Genomic DNA, 18,596 nt, shown 5'->3' on the forward strand with positions numbered 1-18,596 from the left:
TACCAATCACCAATCACCAATTACCAATCACCAATTACCAATTACCCAACAATTTCCCACCAACCGAAAGCAGGACCGATAAAACGGATGATTACCCAAGCAACAACCATAGATCCAATACCTATCCAAGCACCACGAGTAGTGATAGCCACAAATTGTGAAGCTTGGGTTTTATTGATGGGAACCCAAGGTAAGATTCTAGTAGTGTCTTGTCCGTATTCTTCTCCTAGTGAGTTTTTACGGCGTTTTGCTTCACCCATAATTTAATAATTTAGTTTCTTTTTGAGTTCAATTTAAATTTTAATAGAAATTCGTCATGGAAATTAATTAAGCAGAATCATCTTCATTATTCGCAGAAAACAAACTAGGATCGAGATAGTTTAATCTGGCTAGGGGACTAAGGGCAGAGAGGATTTGCACGCCATAGCTGCGGTTAACGACACGACTATCTAGTAAAGCTACTATACCTTGATTTTCACGGACAGGTGCGATCGCTCTTTGTAATTCATTCATAGCTGTGGGTAATAAATATAGTCGAAACCAGTCTTGGTGCGATCGCTTATAATGAGCTACTCTACCAGCTACCAAAGGATTTTCCAAAGATGGTAAAGGTAAAGTTGCAATAATTAACAATCTGGGTGATGGTAAAACACTTTGATTTTCGCGCCAAAATTCCCAACCAGTAATCAAAATCCCATTTTCATCTAAACAAGTTTTTTCCACCTGCACCCGTGAACCAAATTCAGAAGCCAAAATTGTCCCCACTCTGGCTTTTAGCGGTACATCCCCAATTAATATTACCGTCATTCCTGGTGCAGTTGCACTCAAACATACCAAAGTGCGAACTTGATGAATTAATGCTGGTTGAAATTCCGGTGTATTTGGTAAAGGCAATTTATAAGGAATATAAAGTTGAATTGCTTCCCCTTGACTATCAGCAGCAAATTTCAAGCAAGTAACATCCTCTAAACCCAAACGTTGATGGAAAAGAGGTGCTTCCGTTTGCGGTTCTAAAGCACTACCAATTAATACTACAGGTTGACGTTGCCAAATTGGGGCGAGGATTTTACCCAATTCAATTGGAGCATAATATAAAGAAAATAAACCTTGACGACGGGAAATTGTTGACCAAAATAAAGTAGGAGAAGAAGAATTTTCCAAATTTGGGAATTGTTGCCAAAAATTTCGCCAAACATTTGGAAGATTGTTTTTATCTAAAGCTAAATATAACTCTTGTAAAATCTCAATTTCTGGTTGAGAAATCAGATAACAGGAATAGGGATTTTCTGGATGCTGAAATAATTTATATGTTAGTTCTACCCTAACTTCCCGAATTAAATCTGCTTGATAGGGATAAGCCAGCATTAATTGATCCCAATCATGGGGTTCAATGCTTTGAGTCAGTTGAGAACGTACCCAATCTTCTAAATCGTCAACGCCATCAATAATTGTGGGAATACTCGCAGGAAATGGATTGTTATCAGCCAATTGTCCTTTTAACCAAGCTTCAGGGGAAGTCAACAGCAAACCCTGAAAATCAGGACTTGGCCAAGTGTCACCGGTTCTAATGGGTTTATTCGCTGGTAGCCATTGCTGGAGTCGGGGAATTTCTACCTTTAATAAACGTTGCTGGACAGTTTCGGAAGCGACAATAATTACAGAACCATGCCACATTAAAGCAGAAGCGATAAAACTGGTGCGATATCGCCCTTGATGTCCACAAACCGCCCCTACTTGGATTAAAGCACTACGTCCCAACCGCAAAGCACGTGCCACTAACCTAGCCATTGTTAAATGATGAGGCCAGGAAGGAAACCCGTCCTGCGATCGCAGGAAGTTATGTAATGATAAATGAACTTCAGCTTCAATCACGTGCTTTTAATTCCATAAAAATTGTTCGTTGTCAGTTGTTCGTTGTCCGTTGTCAGTTGTCAGTTGTCAGTAGGGGCGAAGCATTTGGAAGATAAATTATCGGTCATTGCAAAAATAGTTCTCCAAATGCTTCGCCCGTACAGTTGTTCGTTGTCCGTTGTCCGTTGTTCGTTGTTTTACCAATGACCAATGACCAATCACCAATCACCAATCACCAATGACCAATCACCAATCACCAATCACCAATCACCAATCACCAATCACCAATCACCAATCACCCATACTCCTAAATTATGCCAACTTACCCAGGAATTTCCAGCGAAGCCTTCAGACATCCCTTAGACCGTCAAGCAGAACAAGCTTTACGCAATTTACCCGGCTTTGATTTAATCGCCCGTAAATTTGTAGAATTTGTCTATGAACGCCCCCAATTTGTCTATTTAATGGGTAACTCCATTCAAGTCGGACCGCGGCAATATTCCACGATTTACCAGATATTCCGGGAATGTGTCCGAGATTTGGACATCAGCGGTGAACCGGGATTGTTTATTGCTCAAGATGCCCAAGTTAATAGTTATGCTTTAGGACAAGAACATCCTTATATAGTCGTCAACACTGGGTTACTGGAGTTACTCAATGAAGCCGAACTACGGACGGTCTTAGCGCATGAACTGGGACATATTAAATGTGGTCATACCATTTTAATTCAAATGGCGATGTGGGCGATGAATGCCGCTTCCGTCATTGGTGAACTAACATTCGGTTTAGGTAATTTTGTCAGTCAAGCCTTGATTTATGCCTTTTTTGAGTGGCGACGCAAAGCTGAGTTATCAGCAGATAGAGCGGCTTTATTAGTGATGGATGATTTAAACCCAGTCATGTCATCCATGATGAAACTGTCTGGAGGTAGTAACAAATATGCCCATGAGTGTAGTTTACAAGAGTTTATTCAGCAGTCGGAAAAATATCAGGCACTAAATGATGACGGGCTGAATCAAGTATATAAGTTTTTAATATACAATGGCGCACAAGGAATGATGCTGAGTCATCCTTTTCCTGTGGAACGGTTGCATTATTTACGCAGTTGGGCAGTATCAGACGAATACCAGCAAATCAGAAAAGGCAATTATCAACGTTCTGCTGATGGTTCGGTGGATGTGACACCAGAAACACCTGATCATGAAGCGGAAAAACTCAGAAAAGAAATTGAAAAATTACAAGCAGAAATTAACAAAATGAGAAAATAAACTACAAGATCCAAACTACAATATCCCCGACTTCTTGAAGAAGTCGGGGATCTGGAATTTGAATTTAATCAACTTTCAGTTTCGCAATCAGGAACACCTTCTCTAAATACTCGACTAGCGAGAATATCTACTGCTTTAAGCAAAGGCTCAAATTGTGACATTGCGAAGTATATTATGTAATTCAATATTTATTTTTTAAAATGACGCAGATTATTACTATCTTGATATTTAGCAATATATTCCACATTTTGCTGCTCTAATTTTGATATCAAACTAAGTGAAAATTGTTTTGGTGAATATCGAGGATTATACCAAGACTGTTGATTAAAATATTCTTGTAACCCTGGAGTATCAAACCTGCGACCCTTAACAGCAAAAACTGTATTTCGCATAATATCTAATTCATAACCATCTTTAGCTGCTAAATCTGTTTCGGTAACTCGTCTTTGAGAAATCCAAAAATAATTCTTGGTATTTGGATTTGTAGTATTTATCGGTGATGTATTAGATATGGATACATTAGAAATTTCTTTGAAAAATACCCGATTAGGTGATGTATTTGCATCTTTACTAGCAAGTAAACAATAAGCATCTGCATTAACTTTTCCATAGGACTTTAAGAAGTTGATGCAGTTTGTGAGATCACTAAACCGATTAGCATATACTTGATGTAAAGGTTTACCTGATAGATTAGGATAATCTGGTATCCAGAATATTCCAGCTTGAGAATAACCTTTTATTTGTAAATTTTCAGCTTTCTTGGTAGCAGTTTGTAAATCTGCAAAAGCAGAATCAGCAACAAAATAAATAGAATTATTTAGTGTAGATGAGTCTGATAATTCTTGATTGTTAGTTTCTATTTTTGCAGAAGATTGAGGTAAAGAACTTTCGTCATTTTTAGATAATGATGTATTTTGATTATTTAACCCGACTTCAGCCCATACTGCTGTATATGGAGAAGGTGAAGAAGAATCAATAAAATAATCTAAATTAATAATAACTAATTTTTGCCCTACGACAACTACACCTTTTTTATCTGGAAGTTTATAATCAGGTTTTTGTGGTCGGTTAATACGCAAATTAACTCCATTGATAACTGTAACTTGATCACCGATTTTAGGAACAATAGCAGGAGAAATAGTTACAGGTTGTTTTGTAGAAATAAGTTGTTCTTCAACAGTGACAACACCTGAAGTATTATTAACAGCACCTAATCTCATCCAACCAAGGGAAAGAGGCTGATTTTCGATTGATTTATCTGATATAGTTGGTGATTGAGTATTTATAGGTTGTGAATCTATTTTTTCAGTCACTATTTGAGGTTGTTTATTAAGAGAAAACCCAAAAATAATAGAACCACCAATAAAAATGCTAGTAATTAAACTAGCGATAATTATTCCAGTTTTAGCACTATTTTGATGAGTTTGATCAGAATTTTGTGCGTAATTACCGGGACTGACAGCAATTGTATTTTCAGGTGATAAAGGAGAAGGTAGAACATTAAGGACAGCAGGTACAACGGGATTTGAGAGAGTTTGTAAAGCGGTCAACATTTCTCTAGCAGAAGTGAAGCGATCGCGTGGATGATAAGCTATAGCTTTATCTAAAATATCCCCAAAACCAACATTCAAATAGGGTGCAAAATGTCGCCACAAAATGTTACCCATAGTTGGTTCAGTTGGTAAATCTTGAGGTATTTTCCCTGTTAATAAGTAAATCGCTGTTAATCCTAAACTAAATAAATCACTAGAAAATAGTGGTCTTCCGGCTATTTGTTCCATCGGCATAAATCCTGGTGTCCCAATCACAATAGACTGACTAGAATTACCAGAAGGACTCATTTCTGTATTCATCGTCACCTTCACAGCCCCAAAATCTATTAATACTGGTTTGCTATCAGAAAAACGCAAAATAATATTATCTGGTTTAATGTCTCGATGGACTATACCTTTGCTGTGAACATATTCGAGAATTTGCAAGATATTAATTAAAATTTCCTTAACTGTAACTTCATTAAATACTCCCTGTTGCTGTAATTTTTCGCTGAGAGTTTGTCCTTCAATATATTCTTGAACTAAATAAAATTCCCCACCTTCAGAAAAATAAGCATATAACCGGGGAATTTGACTATGGCGATCGCCCAATTCTTCTAAAATAGATGCTTCTTTCTGAAACCTTTCCTGCACCAATTGGTATAGCTGGGGATTATTAATCACTGGAATGAGTTGTTTAATCACACACCGCTTACCCGAAGGCATTTGGGTATCTTCAGCTAAAAATGTTTTGCCAAACCCCCCACTACCCAGTACCCGCAATACCTGATAACGATTGTTCAATAGTGTCAGTGTCATAAAACTTTACTCTTTGTTGACGTTTTCGCTGATTTAGGTAAAATTTTCTTGGATTTTCCATATATTATCACCTTTTATCCGTAAAATGTTTTCAATATTTGCTAACAATACTGCAAATTAAATTACTTTTTATCACAGCCAGTCTATGTCATACCAACCAGGACAGCATCCCACCGTTTTAGGTATAGATCCCTATCTTGAGTTAAACAATCAAGGTAAAACTTTACACTTAAAATTACATAAGCCACAGCACATTTTAGGACGTGAACCCAATGTTGCTGATTTAGTCGTTCCCCAAGACTGGGAACTGGTTTCTCGTATCCAAGCTGTGTTACGTAAGGAGGGTACAGAATACCGCATTTATGATGGTAATGGTCAAGAACCTAGTAGCAATAAGTTGTATATTAATCATTCTTTGATTACTGCTACTCAAGGTTATTTGTTAACCAATGGTGTGGAAATTCATATTTCTCAAAATTCTCATCAACTAATTCAAATTAAATACTTTAATCCTGCCACCTCTAATTCTCTCAATCCACCAACAAAAAAGTCAATTTCTTTAAAACAAAAATCAGTTTTAATTGGACGGGATTCTACCGCAAATTTATATTTGGATGCTCCGACAATTTCCCGTCGTCATGCTACCATTGATAGTGATCATCAGGGGCGTTACATTTTACAAAATTTTAGCCCTAATGGAGTTTTTATTAATGGACAACAAATAAGTGATAAAGCCATTTTAACTAATAGATCAAAGATTCATATTGGACCCTATATTTTAGTTTTACGTGATGATAATTTAGAGATTTTAGATCAAGGTACTCACATTAGACTGGAAGCACAAAATTTAATTTTAGAAACTAATGGTAAAATAAGAATAAATGATTTATCTTTTGCTATTGAACCGGGACAATTTGTAGCTTTAGTGGGGGGAAGTGGCGCAGGTAAATCTACTTTAATGCGAACTCTTTTAGGTATTGAAAAAACCACTAAAGGCATAGTTTATCTAAATGGAGAAGATTTACAGAAAAACTTTAATTTGTATCGAACTCAAATTGGTTATGTTCCCCAAGATGATATTATTCATCGAGAATTAACTGTTGCAGAAGTTCTCACTTATGCTGCTAAATTACGTTTACCTCCTGATAGTAATTTACAACAAGTTGTCGAACAGGCATTAGCAGCAATTAAAATGAGTCATCGTCGTCAAGCTTTAATTAGTGATCTGAGTGGTGGACAAAGAAAACGAGTTTCTATTGGTGTAGAATTATTAGCTGATCCGAAATTATTCTTTTTAGATGAACCCACTTCAGGACTTGATCCAGGTTTAGATAAACAGATGATGCAGTTATTGAAAGAATTAGCACATCAAGGTGGAAGAACAGTTATTTTAGTGACTCATGCAACGGCAAATATTACAGAGTGTGACAGAATTGTATTTTTAGGAATAGGTGGAAAACTTTGTTATTTTGGCACTCCTGACGATGCTTTGCAATTTTTCCAGGTTCAGGATTTTGCTGATATTTATATTAAATTAGAAGAGGAAAAAGAGGCAATTAAATATGTTAATAAATTCCGTCAATCTAGTTATTATCAGATTTATGTTGCTAATCAATTAAATTCAGGAATTAAACCAGAAACAACCACAATACCAGCAAAACCTAAAGGTGTTTCATTTTGGCAACAATTGCTTTTATTAACACAACGTTCTGGTCAATTAATTGTTCGAGATAAAATTAATCTTGTCCTATCTCTTTTAACTGCACCTATTGGGATTAGTCTCATCACTTTAGCAATGAAAGATAAAGCACCTTTTGTATTAGGAAATGAACCAGATCCAGCTTTACCTTCTCTAGCTTTACGGGTTTTATTTGTATTTACCTGTGCTGGTTTATGGGTAGGATTTTCTAGTTCTTTACAAGAAATTGTGAAAGAATCGGCAATTTATTTAAGAGAAAGATTAGTGAATTTAGGATTATTTGCTTATCTAGGTTCTAAGATTACAATTTTATCAGGTTTAGCACTAGCGCAAACTTTATTAATTTTAATTATAATTCTCATTGGTTTCAAATCTCCCAACCCAGAACTAATTTCTTGGAATATGGGATTATTAATTACCAGTTTTCTGACTTTATTTGCTAGTTTTAGTTTAGGGTTACTTGTTTCTGCAATTGTCAAAAATATTAGTCAAGCAAATAGCACTTTGCCATTACTGATTTTACCACAAATCATTTTTTCTGGAGTATTGTTTAAAACTGAAGGTGTTGTGAGTAAAATTTTATCATGGTTAATGATTAGTCGTTGGTCAGTTGGTGCTTATGGAACAATATTAAATGTTAATGCTTTAATTCCTAAAGAACATAAATTCCTTGGTGCATTTGAAGCCACATCTGTATATGATCCAACTTGGGGAAATTTAAGTTTAAATTGGGGAATTTTGTTGTTACACGCTACGGTTTATTTGTTAATAACTTTTGGTTTGCAAAAACGGAAAGATATTTTTTAATTATCTCCTTGGTGGGCATTGCCCACCTTGATAATAACTAATTAGCAACTTCAGCCATTTCAATGACACGCCCTTCATAATCCTTAACTAAAAAATTCAAAGGCTTTTGGTTGCGAATTTTGAACTTTAAACCCGTCCTGCGGCAGGAAGTTATGTAATGATAAATGAACTTCAGCTTCAATCACGCGATTTTAATTCCATAACAAGTTGTTCGTTGTCAGTTGTCAGTTGTTTTATCTTTACCACTAACCAATCCCCAATCCCCAATCCCCAATTACCAATTACCAAATTAAATTAACTTTCAGTTTCGCAATCAGGAACACCTTCTCTAAATACTCGACTAGCGAGAATATCTACTGCTTCAATGGTAATTAAATCCTGCTTATTTAAAAGTTTACCACTACTTAATAACCGATTTGCTTGACGTAAACGCGCTCTATCTATAGCATTACGCACACTTCTAGCATTGGCAAAATGGGGCATAGTCTTCCGTTTAATTAAATATTCGCGGAAGGCTTTTTCGGCATCTGGACTAAAGCAATAGTTTTGGGCTGTGACTATAGATTGGGCAATAGTCATTAAACTATCAACACCATAATCGTTAAATTCAATATGTAATCCAATGCGGGAATTCATCCCTGGATTACTATGAAAAAATCTGTCCATCTGGTCTTTATAACCAGCAAGAATAACGACCAAATCATCTCTTTGGTTTTCCATGACCTGCATGAGAATTTCTATGGCTTCTAAACCAAAATCCCCAGGATAATCTGGACGGTATAAAGTATAGGCTTCGTCAACTAATAAAACTCCGCCCATGGCATTATTTAATACTTCCCTGGTTTTGGGCGCTGTTTGTCCCATACCTTGACCAACTAAATCATCTCGCGTCACCAACATGACATTTTCTTTACGGATATATTCCAGCCGGTAGAGGATTTCTGCCATTCGCATGGCTACGGTAGTTTTTCCCATACCAGGATTACCCAAAAATGTCATGTGCAAACTGGGCGCACCTGCATTTAAGCCTAAGCTTTTACGAATACGGTCAACCAATAACAAAGCCGCCATTTCTCTAATTTTGTTTTTGACGGACTTTAACCCGACTAACTCCTGGTCTAACTTATCCAAAATTTCTTGGATATGAGATTCTTGGAAAGCTGCTTCTAAATCAATTCCGTCGTTGTGATCTATTTGTTTTTCTAATATCTGTTCGGTCATGACTATCACCTTTGCTTATGATTTTGATGATAGCCTGAAGTCGGGAAATATAAAAGAACATAATCTTTATAGGTCTGATATATTTTTCTTACTTATCAATTAGTAGGGGCGAAGCATTCGGACAGAAAATCAATGGTTTGAACGATAGGTTATCGCCCGAATGCTTCGCCCTTACTGACAGAAAATCAATGGTTTGAACGATAGGTTATCGCCCGAATGCTTCGCCCTTACGGACAGAAAATCAATGGTTTGAACGATAGGTTATCGCCCGAATGCTTCGCCCTTACGGTGTTATAGACTAGGAACGAGAGAATACTATCTTATGGAAACATGATCTTCTTCTTGCACTTCTAAATGGGGATACTTGCGAACAGGTTGCAAACGTTGACGAATTGTGCCAATGATGATATAGAGAATTGGCACAATAAACAAACTCAAGAAAGTCGCTACAAACATTCCCCCAAATACAGCAGTACCTAAAGATTGACGACTCGCAGCACCCGCACCTGTAGCAGTTGCTAGGGGAAAAATTCCCAACAAAGTCGAAAAAGCAGTCATGAGAATGGGACGTAACCGACCTTGTGCTGCTTCTACTGCTGCTTTGGTAATTGATAAACCTTGCTGTTCTTGCAACTGGTTAGCAAATTCGACAATTAAAATTGCGTTTTTACTGGCTAAACCAATTAACATGACTAACCCAACTTGGCAAAATACATCATTATTTAAACCTCTTAATGATTGTGATGCTAAAGCTCCCATAATAGCTAAAGGAACAGCCAGCATAATAATTAAAGGATCAACATAATTTTCATACTGAGCAGCTAATACTAAAAAGACGAAAAGTAAACCTAAACCAAAAATGATTGGTGCTTGTCCACCGGATTCTTTTTCCTGAGCCGCAATACCTGACCATTCATATCCCATGCTTGTGGGTAATATCTTTTTAGCTAGTTGTTCCATAGCCAAAGTTGCTTGTCCAGAACTAGTACCAGGAGCAGGAGAACCATTAATTTCAATGGAACGAAATAAGTTGTAATGATTAATAGTTTGCGCTCCTGTTGTTGGCGTTAATTTCACTAAACTACTCAGAGGAATCATCTGATTAGTTGCAGAACGCACATTTAATAAACCAATATCATCAGGATTGGAACGAAACTGAGCATCTGCTTGAACATACACCCGATATGTGCGAGAAAGAAAATTAAAATCATTGACATATCGTGAACCCAAATAAGTTTGCAGGGTTTTAAAAATATCGTCAATGGAAACTTGCAGAGATTTCGCTTTGTTACGGTCAACTTCAATTAAGATTTGCGGTGTATTGGCGGTAAAGGTGCTAAATACAGCTTGCAGTCCGGGGGTTTGATTTCCCTGCATCATGAACTGACCAACGGTTTGCAGCATGGAATTTAAGCTGTTAGTTCCCGCTATATCTTGTAACTGAAATTGGAAACCACTAAAACTACCTAAACCGCGAATTGCAGGGGGATTAACCGGGAAAACTCTAGCTTCGGTAATTCCTGAAAAGCTTTTTCTTAAATTACCAATAATTGCTTGGACTGATTGATTTGGTTGTTTACGTTCGTCCCAGGATTTGAGAGTTGTGAAAATTACGCCACTGTTAGCGGTGCTACCACTAAAACCAAAACCACCAATTGCAAATGTCCCTGTAACTTCTGGTAATTTGAGGATTGTTGCTTCTACCTCACTCATGACTTTACTGGTGTATTTGAGTGAAGAACCTTCTGGCCCTTGGATAATGGTAATGAAATAACCTTGGTCTTCGTCGGGGAGAAATGCTGTGGGTACGGTCATGTACAGCCAAGCAGTGATACCTAATGAACCGATAAATAACAGGAGAACAATCGCTTTTATTTTTACCAAAAATTTTAAAGAGCGCTCATATCCCCAACGCATAGCTTCTAAAAACCAATTAATTCTATCAAATACCCAACCCAAAATCCCTCTAGGTGCGGGTCTTTGCCGCAACAACAAGGCAGAAAGGGAAGGCGTGAGGGTGAGAGCCAAAAATGTGGAAATGGCGATAGAAAAGGCAATTGTCAGGGCAAATTGTTTATAAATTTGTCCAGTTGCACCGGGGAAAAAGGCGACAGGGACAAATACTGCCATTAATACTAGGGAAGTAGCAATTACAGCCCCAAATAGCTCTTGCATGGAGACTGAAGCCGCTTGACGGGGTGACATTCCTTTTTCTTGAATTAAGCGGGAGATATTTTCCACGACAATAATCGCGTCATCAACTACCATGCCGGTTGCGAGGGTTAAACCAAACATGGTTAAGGTGTTGACGGAAAAACCAAAGGCTTTGACAAAGGCAAACGTCCCCACTAAGGACAGAGGAATGGTGATCACAGGAATTAACGTAGTCCGCCAATCTTGTAGGAAAATAAAGATAACGAGAATTACCAGAGCGATCGCTTCTAAAAGAGTTTTTATCACTTCTGCCAAAGATTCTTCTACAATAGTCGTGGTGTCAAATGCCACTTGATATTTCATCCCTGGCGGAAAGCTTTGCGACAATTGCGCTATTTCCTTTTTGACTAAATTAGCCACGTCCAAAACATTACTTCCTGGTGCCGGAAATATCCCCAGTCCCACACCCTCATTCCCCTTAAACCGCAGAAATGAGCTATAGTTTTGCGCTCCCAATTCCGCCCTTCCCACATCTTTTAACTTAATCAAACTACCGTCACCAGCAGTTTTAATCACTACATTGTCAAATTCCTCAACTTCCGTCAGCCTACTAACTGCCCTCAAGTCAATTTGATACATTTGACCATCTACGGCTGGCTGTTGTCCAATTTGTCCCGCACCTACCTGTAGGTTTTGTTCATTCAGGGCATCAATAACATCACCAGTAGTTAAATTCCGACTAGCCAATTTATTTGGGTCAAGCCATAGGCGCATTGCATAGCGACGTTCCCCAAAAATCCGCGCTTCACTGACACCTTTAATCCGTTTGAGGGCATCTACCAGATATAAATCTGCATAATTACTTAAAAAGACATTATTTAAGGCTTTATTATCACTAAACAAACCGATTGCTAACAGAATATTGTTAGACTGTTTACTCACAGTTACTCCCGTTTGCTTCACCGATTCTGGTAACTGCGGTTGAGCGGAAGTAACACGGTTTTGCACATCAACGGCAGCAATATCCTTATCCCGCGAAGCATCAAATGTGACAGTAATCGTACTACTGCCATCATTACTACTACTCGAAGTCATGTATTTAATGCCTTCGACACCGTTAATTTGCCGCTCTAAAATCGTTGTGACGGTACTTTCAACAATTTCCGCACTAGCACCAACATAATTAGAATTGACGATAATCTGCGTGGGACTAATTTCTGGATACTGGGCTGTAGGTAATGTGGGAATACTGATTGCACCAACAAGTAAAATGATAATAGCGCAGACGCTGGTAAATACAGGTCGCTTAATAAAGAAGTTAACAAACATAAATTGGTAATTGGTGATTGGTGATTGGTAATTGGTAATTGGTAATTGGTGATTGGTAATTGGTAATTACTTCCTTTCACTATTTCCTGTTCCCTGTTCCCCGTTCCCCGTTCCCTATTCCCTCATTTTCAGGAATTATTGGCAGTCCGTCTCTGAGGTTTTGTATTCCTGAAATTATCAATTTTTCATCCCGTTGTAATCCCTCAATTACTTGATAATCATTCCCTTTAATATTGCCTAACTTCACCTGTTTTTGTTTAGCTATTAATTGAGAACCACCTTGAGGAGACTTTCCGGTTTCGGCTACAAATACAAAGGTTTCCCCAGCAATTCGAGATATTGCTGTTGTGGGAACTAGCACGCCAGAACGTTGATTCCAAATCACTTTAGCCCGAATTAATTGATCGGCTCGTAGTTGCCCATTGTCATTGTTATAAAGTGCCTTAACTAATATTGATTGAGAGTTATTTGTAATATTGGGAGAAATAAAGAATATACTACTATTGCCGATGATTTTACCTTGGGCGTTAATTAATTCAACTGGTAATCCTGGACGTAATTGTGTACCTTTTTCCAAAGGGACAGGAATTTTAACATCCAAAGGTCGGTTTTGGGTAATAGTTGCTAATGGTGTGGAAGTATTCACAACATCCCCTACTTTAACGGGAATATCACCAACAGTTCCAGTGAAGGGAGCAGTAATTGTGTAATATTGCAGTTGAATTTGTTGTTGTTTAATATTGGCATCAGCTTGGACTAAGGATTTTTCTACCTGGGATATGGTAGCTATTTGAGCTTGAATGCGGGAATCTATCGCCCCTAGTTGGGCTTTTGCTGTCGCCAGTTTGTTAGCATATAAATCTTGAGTTTGACGTGATACAGCCCCTTGTGCGGCTAATTCAGAATAGCGATTATAATCTTGTTGGTTTAAGCGTACATCTGCGATATTTGCTAACCGTTCTGCTTGCAAAGATTTAAGAGTAGCGCGAACATTTTCTAGTTGCGCTTGTGAACCTCGACCAGCAGCAGATAAACTACTAACTGCGGCTTGTTGTTGTTGAGAATCTATTTGCAGAATCGCAGTCCCGGAGGAAACTGAATCTCCTGATTTGACGAATATTTGGGAAACTTGTCCTTGAATTCGCGGTTGGAGATTGACTGAACGCCGCGATTCTAAACTGGCTATATATTCCGTACTATCTTCAACTGTACCTGTTTGCACTGGTGATAGTTTAACTTTAACCCCTGGAGGTGGCGCATTAGCCACTGCTGGATTTGGTTTTTCAGGATTTAGCAATTTCCATGCTATCCCGCTGACACCCCCAATCAATAACAGTGCGGCTAATACCAACCGCAGCCACCGATTTGACTTGGGAGGTGAGGGAGAAATGTCTTTAATATCGGTTTGAGGTTCAGGTAATGTCATGACTGATAACAAGTTGACGGAATGAATAGTTAAAAATCTATGTGTATGATATGAATTTTGAAACTTCTAATTTATGATGCACTGGCAAAAATATGTATTATCTAATTTAAATATACAGGCTTTACATTTTTTTACAATCAATCGGCAAAATAATTATCCTGATGATCAATTTCTGAATTTAGTCATAGAGAAAACATTATCTGTTTTAGCTCACCTCGAAGATAGAAACAGCCTGATTTCCTTGTCACTGTCTTGAACTCAGGATTTATGCCATTTAATGACTAGTAAGTTTGTTCTATTGAATAAATGCTGATCAATGTTTGTTTCTCTTTGGCAAGTCGTACCCAGAAATAGGAAAATTGTCTAGGCTAATCTTTCCCTGGTTAGAATTTAATTTAAGCTGTTATTAACATCAAAATCAACATGATTAATAAATTGATACAACGGTTCTTGACTTTGGCTCTTATTTTTGCTGTTGTCTTTTTCTCCTGGGAAGTTCCTTTTGCTTTCGCAGATCACTTTTTTACTAACTCTGGAGAAATTAGGGATAATATCAAATTATCTGAATATGATTTTACTCCCCAAGAAAATCAAGAACTACAGGGGATTCGTCAGCGTCGAAATAAAGAAATTGCCGCAATTTTAGATTTATCTCAACGTAACTTGCTTGCTCACAAATTACATAACGGTAATAATATTGATCAAGCTTTAGAAGCAATAAATTTAAGTTCTCAACAACGAGAATTAGTAAATTCTATAAATGTCTTCACTAATTTAAAATTGAAGGGAATTTTTTCTCACCATGATTTACTTGACAGTCATAAATAAAGTTCAAAATTGGTAATAGTAAATTATTTCAGTTGTGAGAAATCTGAGTTTTTGCAACTGGTAATAAAAAGAGAAAAACAATCACCAATTTTTTCAAAAACTCAATAAATTATGATTGATAAGATTGAATTGTGAGATTTGATGAAAAATTTTGTTGGAGAAATTGACTGAGTACGGTTATCAACTCTAGAAATCCCTCCCTATTTCCTCCCTAATAAAGATAAGACACGGTAGATTAGAGACAGCGTTACTTCTTCAAAACAGGGGAAGTCATCATCAAAATACAGTTGTCACAATAAATGTCTTATGAGTAAAAAACTACAAGGATTCCTCAAACCCCTATTTAAAACCGCCTTTATCCTTAGCTTAGTGCTAACTTTGGCGTTCAGTCATGCTAATGATGCCTTAGCAGCCCGCAGTGGTGGCAGAATCGGTGGTGGTTCTTTTAGAATGCCTTCTAGCCGTACCTACACACCCCGGACAAGTATGCCCGGTAATGGCGGCTACTATGCTCCCTATGGCGGTGGTTTCGGATTTCCGTTTCTTTTGCCCTTATGGGGTTTTGGTGGCGGTTTTGGCGGGTTGTTTGGGATTTTGATCTTTTTTGCCATGGCGAATTTTTTAGTCCAAACATTTCGCCGTGTTACCAGTGGAGAAACGGAAGAAGTCAGCTATAGCAGCAACCCTTCGGTGTCTGTCACCCGGTTACAAGTTGGTTTACTAGCCCAAGCAAGAGATTTACAACCCGAACTCAATCGAATTGCGGAAACTGCTGATACCAATAGCCCAGCGGGAAGAAGCGAAGTTTTACAAGAAGCTAGTTTGGCTTTATTGCGTCACCCTGAGTATTGGGTATATGCAGGTGGTGGAACTCAACAAGCAAAGTTAAATTCCGCAGAATCCCAATTTAATCGGTTATCTTTAGCCGAACGCAGTAAATTTAGCGAAGAAACTCTTTCTAATGTGAATAATCAACTCAAGGCTGTTTGTCAGGAAGCTTTACCTGGTGAAGATAACCCGACTCGTTTGATTAGTGAAGGGCCGGGAGAATATATTATTGTCACTTTATTAGCAGCAACTTTGGGTAAATGTGAAATTCCCGCTATTAATAATGCTGATGATTTGCGTCAAGCTTTACGTCAAATTGGTAGTCTTGGTGGTGAACAACTGTTAGCAATTGAAGTTTTGTGGACTCCCCAAGCGTCAGAGGATACCCTAACATCAGATGATTTATTTGCGGAATATCCTGATTTGAAATTGGTTTAATTGGGAGTTTTGCAAAACTCATGTAGAGACGTTCATTGAAACTTCTCTACATTCTCTCAAACTCTCACTCTCTGAGACTCTGCGCCTGGAGCGTGTTAGCGAAGCGGGGCGAAGCCCAACAAACTCATTTAGGAAATTGTCCTTCTCGCACTTCCACAGCGTAATCTTGGACAGCTTTGGTAATTGTTTCTCGTAAGTTTGTATAAACCTTGGCGAATGGTGGTTGTTTTTCCGAAAGTCCGAGAATATCAGAAGTGACTAATACTTGACCATCACAGCTAGAACCTGCACCGATGCCAATGGTGGGAATACGGATTTTTTGAGTAATTTGCAGTGCTAGTTTTGTAGGAATATGTTCTAATACTATAGCAAAAACCCCGGCTTGTTCGAGAGCGATCGCTTCATGAAAAATTCTCTCACCTTCTTCCTGGGTTTTTCCCTGTTGTCGTAACCCTAATTGATGAATTGACTGGGGTGTTAATCCCACATGGCCCATAACGGGAATCCCCGACTGCACTAACCGGGTAATGGTTTCCACCATTGCGGGATAGCCACCTTCTAATTTCACCGCTTGCGCCCCCGTTTCTTTCAACACTCTACCGGCGGAGTGCATAGCTTGGGAAATACTTTCTTGATAGGTCAAAAATGGTAAATCAACTACCATTAAAGCATTTTTGACACCACGCCGCACAGCTTTAGCATGATGGATCATTTCATCTAAAGTTATTGGTAAGGTAGTTTCATAACCAAGGACGACGGCAAGAGAATCACCAACTAAGATCAAGTCTACACCAGCTAGATCCAAAAGTTGAGCGATCGCATAATCCCAGGCAGTTAACGCAACAATCGCCCTTCCCTGTTGTTTCCATTGAGTTAATTGTTGGGTAGTAACTGCCATAAATAATTGATAATTTATAATTGATAATTGTCAATTGTTAATTGTCAACTGATAATTGTCAATCTCTGGCAAATTTAACTGATGTCACGTTACGTCCGCCCAGGGGAGTTACAGACCTTAATACAATACCACTTTTTGGTTAATCACTAACAATTGATTTGGCATTCCCGCCCAAATTAATCCTTGGGGACTGGGATTTTTGTCTGTATTATCAACCTTTTGGGCTATAGCTGGTGTGACTATGCTTGGTAAAGCTATTAATCTCAGTAAGTTTGCACGCATTTAGTTAAGTATATCCAGCTTGATATTATTTTTGCATATTCATTTAATTAGTTAGGCTATTTTAATCTTGAAATGCAAAGTCTCAGCCTAAATTTTACCATTTAATAAACTTCATAATGACTGCCAATATCTATCAATAAAATAACCATTTCTAATAACTCTTCATCTTCAGAGAAATTAAAGATAATTCTACAATCATAAGTAACAGAACAAGACCATAAACCCGCTAAATTTCCTCCTAACTTATGAGACTTCAAAGACGGTGTAAAGGGATCATCGGCCAAAAGCCTTAATACATTAACAATTTGATTTTTTAATTGCGGGTTTTTCTTGGTAATCTTGCTAAAAGACCGCTTAAATCCACTACTCCAGACAACTTCCATCATCATCTCCTAGTAAATCAGCGATTAAATCATCAACGCTTCCTCTCTTTGCTGTACCGTCTTTAAAAGCTTGTTTAACTTCCTGAGCATTAGTTAAAATTTCAGCCCGCTTTTTCTCAATTCGTTGCTTTTGAAGAAACTCAAATAAATACTCTCTATCTTCTGTGGGTAAACTTTCAATAGAAGTAATAATTTCTTGTAACGTCAGCATATAATCTCCTCTAAAACAACTCTCTGTTTCTATATTATCTCCCATTGAGCAAATTGCATTAGTAATTTACTTAGTATAAAACAGTAGCAATATATTTATTGCAAAGCTTTTAAGTACCAGCTACATCTACAGGTATTGCATAACTTTCAAGTGAATATTTACTTGAGATATACACAATTGTAAACAAATCTTCACAAAATGTTAAATCTTTATGTGATAACAAATTTAAATATATCAATTAACAAAATTCGCAAAATAACTTATTGAATTATTGATATATTGTGGGGTAAGCTACAAATTCCGTGATGTGCAGTTTCTTCTTTTCTTGCTCATCCCCTGACTAAACCTGTCTGAGAATGAAAATGCCTCGTGATCAATCTTTACCCGCTTTAGGTAAAGACATCAGGAAAAAAAGAGAGTTGCAGCAAACCAGCCTTAGGTCTGGAATGCGGCTTTCAGGCAAAAATCCGCAGACGGCTGAATCAAGCCAGTTTAGTAGGGTATGCAAACTCAAGATGAAAAGATTTTGTATTCTTGGGACGAAAAATAACTGGTAAACAATTTGTTGCAGTAGCAATTACCGCAACTTAATTCGTGCAGGAGTAATACTGCCACCATAGAA

At 37.7% G+C, this 18,596-nt stretch carries 16 protein-coding genes and 2 pseudogenes; 7 read left to right on the plus strand and 11 right to left on the minus strand.

The window, feature by feature from the left end:
* Nucleotides 1–41: 41 nt before the first annotated feature.
* Entirely contained in the window at nucleotides 42–260 is a 219-nt protein-coding gene (locus PN450_RS10525; protein ID WP_148765934.1) for a DUF2839 domain-containing protein, read from the minus strand.
* Nucleotides 261–327: 67 nt separating this feature from the next.
* Entirely contained in the window at nucleotides 328–1,872 is a 1,545-nt protein-coding gene (locus PN450_RS10530) for a helicase C-terminal domain-containing protein (RefSeq protein WP_271836237.1), read from the minus strand.
* A gap of 63 nt (nucleotides 1,873–1,935) precedes the next feature.
* Between PN450_RS10530 and PN450_RS10535 the strand changes: the two genes are divergently transcribed.
* The 3 genes from PN450_RS10535 to PN450_RS10545 are packed head-to-tail and all read left to right on the plus strand — an operon-like array spanning nucleotide 1,936 to nucleotide 3,119.
* Nucleotides 1,936–2,058, plus strand: a complete 123-nt coding sequence (locus PN450_RS10535; RefSeq protein ID WP_271836238.1) for a hypothetical protein — start codon at nucleotides 1,936–1,938, stop codon at nucleotides 2,056–2,058.
* A gap of 3 nt (nucleotides 2,059–2,061) precedes the next feature.
* The gene (locus PN450_RS10540) at nucleotides 2,062–2,214 is read left to right on the plus strand and encodes an alpha/beta hydrolase (protein WP_271836239.1); all 153 of its coding nucleotides are present in this window, start codon (nucleotides 2,062–2,064) and stop codon (nucleotides 2,212–2,214) included.
* Complete coding sequence (locus PN450_RS10545; RefSeq protein WP_271836240.1) at nucleotides 2,166–3,119, plus strand: M48 family metallopeptidase; 954 nt, start codon at nucleotides 2,166–2,168, stop codon at nucleotides 3,117–3,119. The genes PN450_RS10540 and PN450_RS10545 overlap by 49 nt, the downstream gene beginning before the upstream one ends.
* Nucleotides 3,120–3,307: 188 nt before the next feature.
* Here PN450_RS10545 and PN450_RS10550 read toward each other — a convergent pair whose 3' ends face one another.
* Nucleotides 3,308–5,470 (minus strand): protein kinase domain-containing protein, encoded by a 2,163-nt coding sequence (locus tag PN450_RS10550; RefSeq protein ID WP_271836241.1) that lies wholly within the window; start codon nucleotides 5,468–5,470, stop codon nucleotides 3,308–3,310.
* Nucleotides 5,471–5,615: 145 nt separating this feature from the next.
* Between PN450_RS10550 and PN450_RS10555 the strand changes: the two genes are divergently transcribed.
* Entirely contained in the window at nucleotides 5,616–7,976 is a 2,361-nt protein-coding gene (locus PN450_RS10555; protein ID WP_271836242.1) for an ATP-binding cassette domain-containing protein, read from the plus strand.
* Nucleotides 7,977–8,013: 37 nt separating this feature from the next.
* Here the strand turns inward: PN450_RS10555 and PN450_RS10560 are convergent.
* The 4 genes and pseudogenes from PN450_RS10560 to PN450_RS10575 form a co-directional block, all read right to left on the minus strand.
* A pseudogene (locus tag PN450_RS10560) lies at nucleotides 8,014–8,109 on the minus strand (glyoxalase-like domain protein); the annotation flags it as partial.
* A 161-nt stretch (nucleotides 8,110–8,270) separates the two neighbouring features.
* Nucleotides 8,271–9,197 (minus strand): AAA family ATPase, encoded by a 927-nt coding sequence (locus PN450_RS10565; RefSeq protein WP_168651236.1) that lies wholly within the window; start codon nucleotides 9,195–9,197, stop codon nucleotides 8,271–8,273.
* A gap of 315 nt (nucleotides 9,198–9,512) precedes the next feature.
* Nucleotides 9,513–12,680, minus strand: coding sequence for an efflux RND transporter permease subunit (locus PN450_RS10570; protein WP_271836243.1), 3,168 nt, complete (start codon nucleotides 12,678–12,680; stop codon nucleotides 9,513–9,515).
* A 79-nt stretch (nucleotides 12,681–12,759) separates the two neighbouring features.
* Entirely contained in the window at nucleotides 12,760–14,106 is a 1,347-nt protein-coding gene (locus PN450_RS10575) for an efflux RND transporter periplasmic adaptor subunit (RefSeq protein ID WP_271836244.1), read from the minus strand.
* A gap of 456 nt (nucleotides 14,107–14,562) precedes the next feature.
* Here PN450_RS10575 and PN450_RS10580 point away from each other — a divergent pair, with 456 nt between their 5' ends.
* Complete coding sequence (locus PN450_RS10580; protein WP_271836245.1) at nucleotides 14,563–14,934, plus strand: hypothetical protein; 372 nt, start codon at nucleotides 14,563–14,565, stop codon at nucleotides 14,932–14,934.
* Nucleotides 14,935–15,240: 306 nt separating this feature from the next.
* Nucleotides 15,241–16,200 carry a DUF1517 domain-containing protein gene (locus tag PN450_RS10585; RefSeq protein WP_168651239.1) on the plus strand — a complete coding sequence of 320 codons (960 nt, stop codon included), beginning with the start codon at nucleotides 15,241–15,243 and terminating at the stop codon, nucleotides 16,198–16,200.
* A gap of 124 nt (nucleotides 16,201–16,324) precedes the next feature.
* On the opposite strand, the gene panB is transcribed toward PN450_RS10585, so the two are convergent.
* From panB to PN450_RS10605, 4 genes and pseudogenes are all read right to left on the minus strand, one after another.
* Nucleotides 16,325–17,098: a 3-methyl-2-oxobutanoate hydroxymethyltransferase gene (gene panB / locus PN450_RS10590; RefSeq protein WP_271836246.1), complete on the minus strand. Its 774-nt coding sequence runs from the start codon at nucleotides 17,096–17,098 to the stop codon at nucleotides 16,325–16,327.
* Between the two features lie 61 nt (nucleotides 17,099–17,159).
* Nucleotides 17,160–17,290, minus strand: a pseudogene (locus tag PN450_RS10595) (transcriptional regulator); the annotation flags it as partial.
* A 191-nt stretch (nucleotides 17,291–17,481) separates the two neighbouring features.
* Nucleotides 17,482–17,763: a type II toxin-antitoxin system RelE/ParE family toxin gene (locus PN450_RS10600; RefSeq protein WP_271836247.1), complete on the minus strand. Its 282-nt coding sequence runs from the start codon at nucleotides 17,761–17,763 to the stop codon at nucleotides 17,482–17,484.
* Nucleotides 17,744–17,974, minus strand: coding sequence for a hypothetical protein (locus tag PN450_RS10605; RefSeq protein ID WP_213717940.1), 231 nt, complete (start codon nucleotides 17,972–17,974; stop codon nucleotides 17,744–17,746). The genes PN450_RS10600 and PN450_RS10605 overlap by 20 nt, the downstream gene beginning before the upstream one ends.
* Nucleotides 17,975–18,336: 362 nt before the next feature.
* Between PN450_RS10605 and PN450_RS10610 the strand changes: the two genes are divergently transcribed.
* The gene (locus tag PN450_RS10610) at nucleotides 18,337–18,531 is read left to right on the plus strand and encodes a hypothetical protein (protein ID WP_271836249.1); all 195 of its coding nucleotides are present in this window, start codon (nucleotides 18,337–18,339) and stop codon (nucleotides 18,529–18,531) included.
* The last annotated feature ends 65 nt before the right edge of the window (nucleotides 18,532–18,596 follow it).

This window comes from Dolichospermum lemmermannii CS-548 (genome assembly GCF_028330815.1).
In the GTDB taxonomy this organism is placed as follows: Bacteria; Cyanobacteriota; Cyanobacteriia; order Cyanobacteriales; family Nostocaceae; genus Dolichospermum; species Dolichospermum lemmermannii.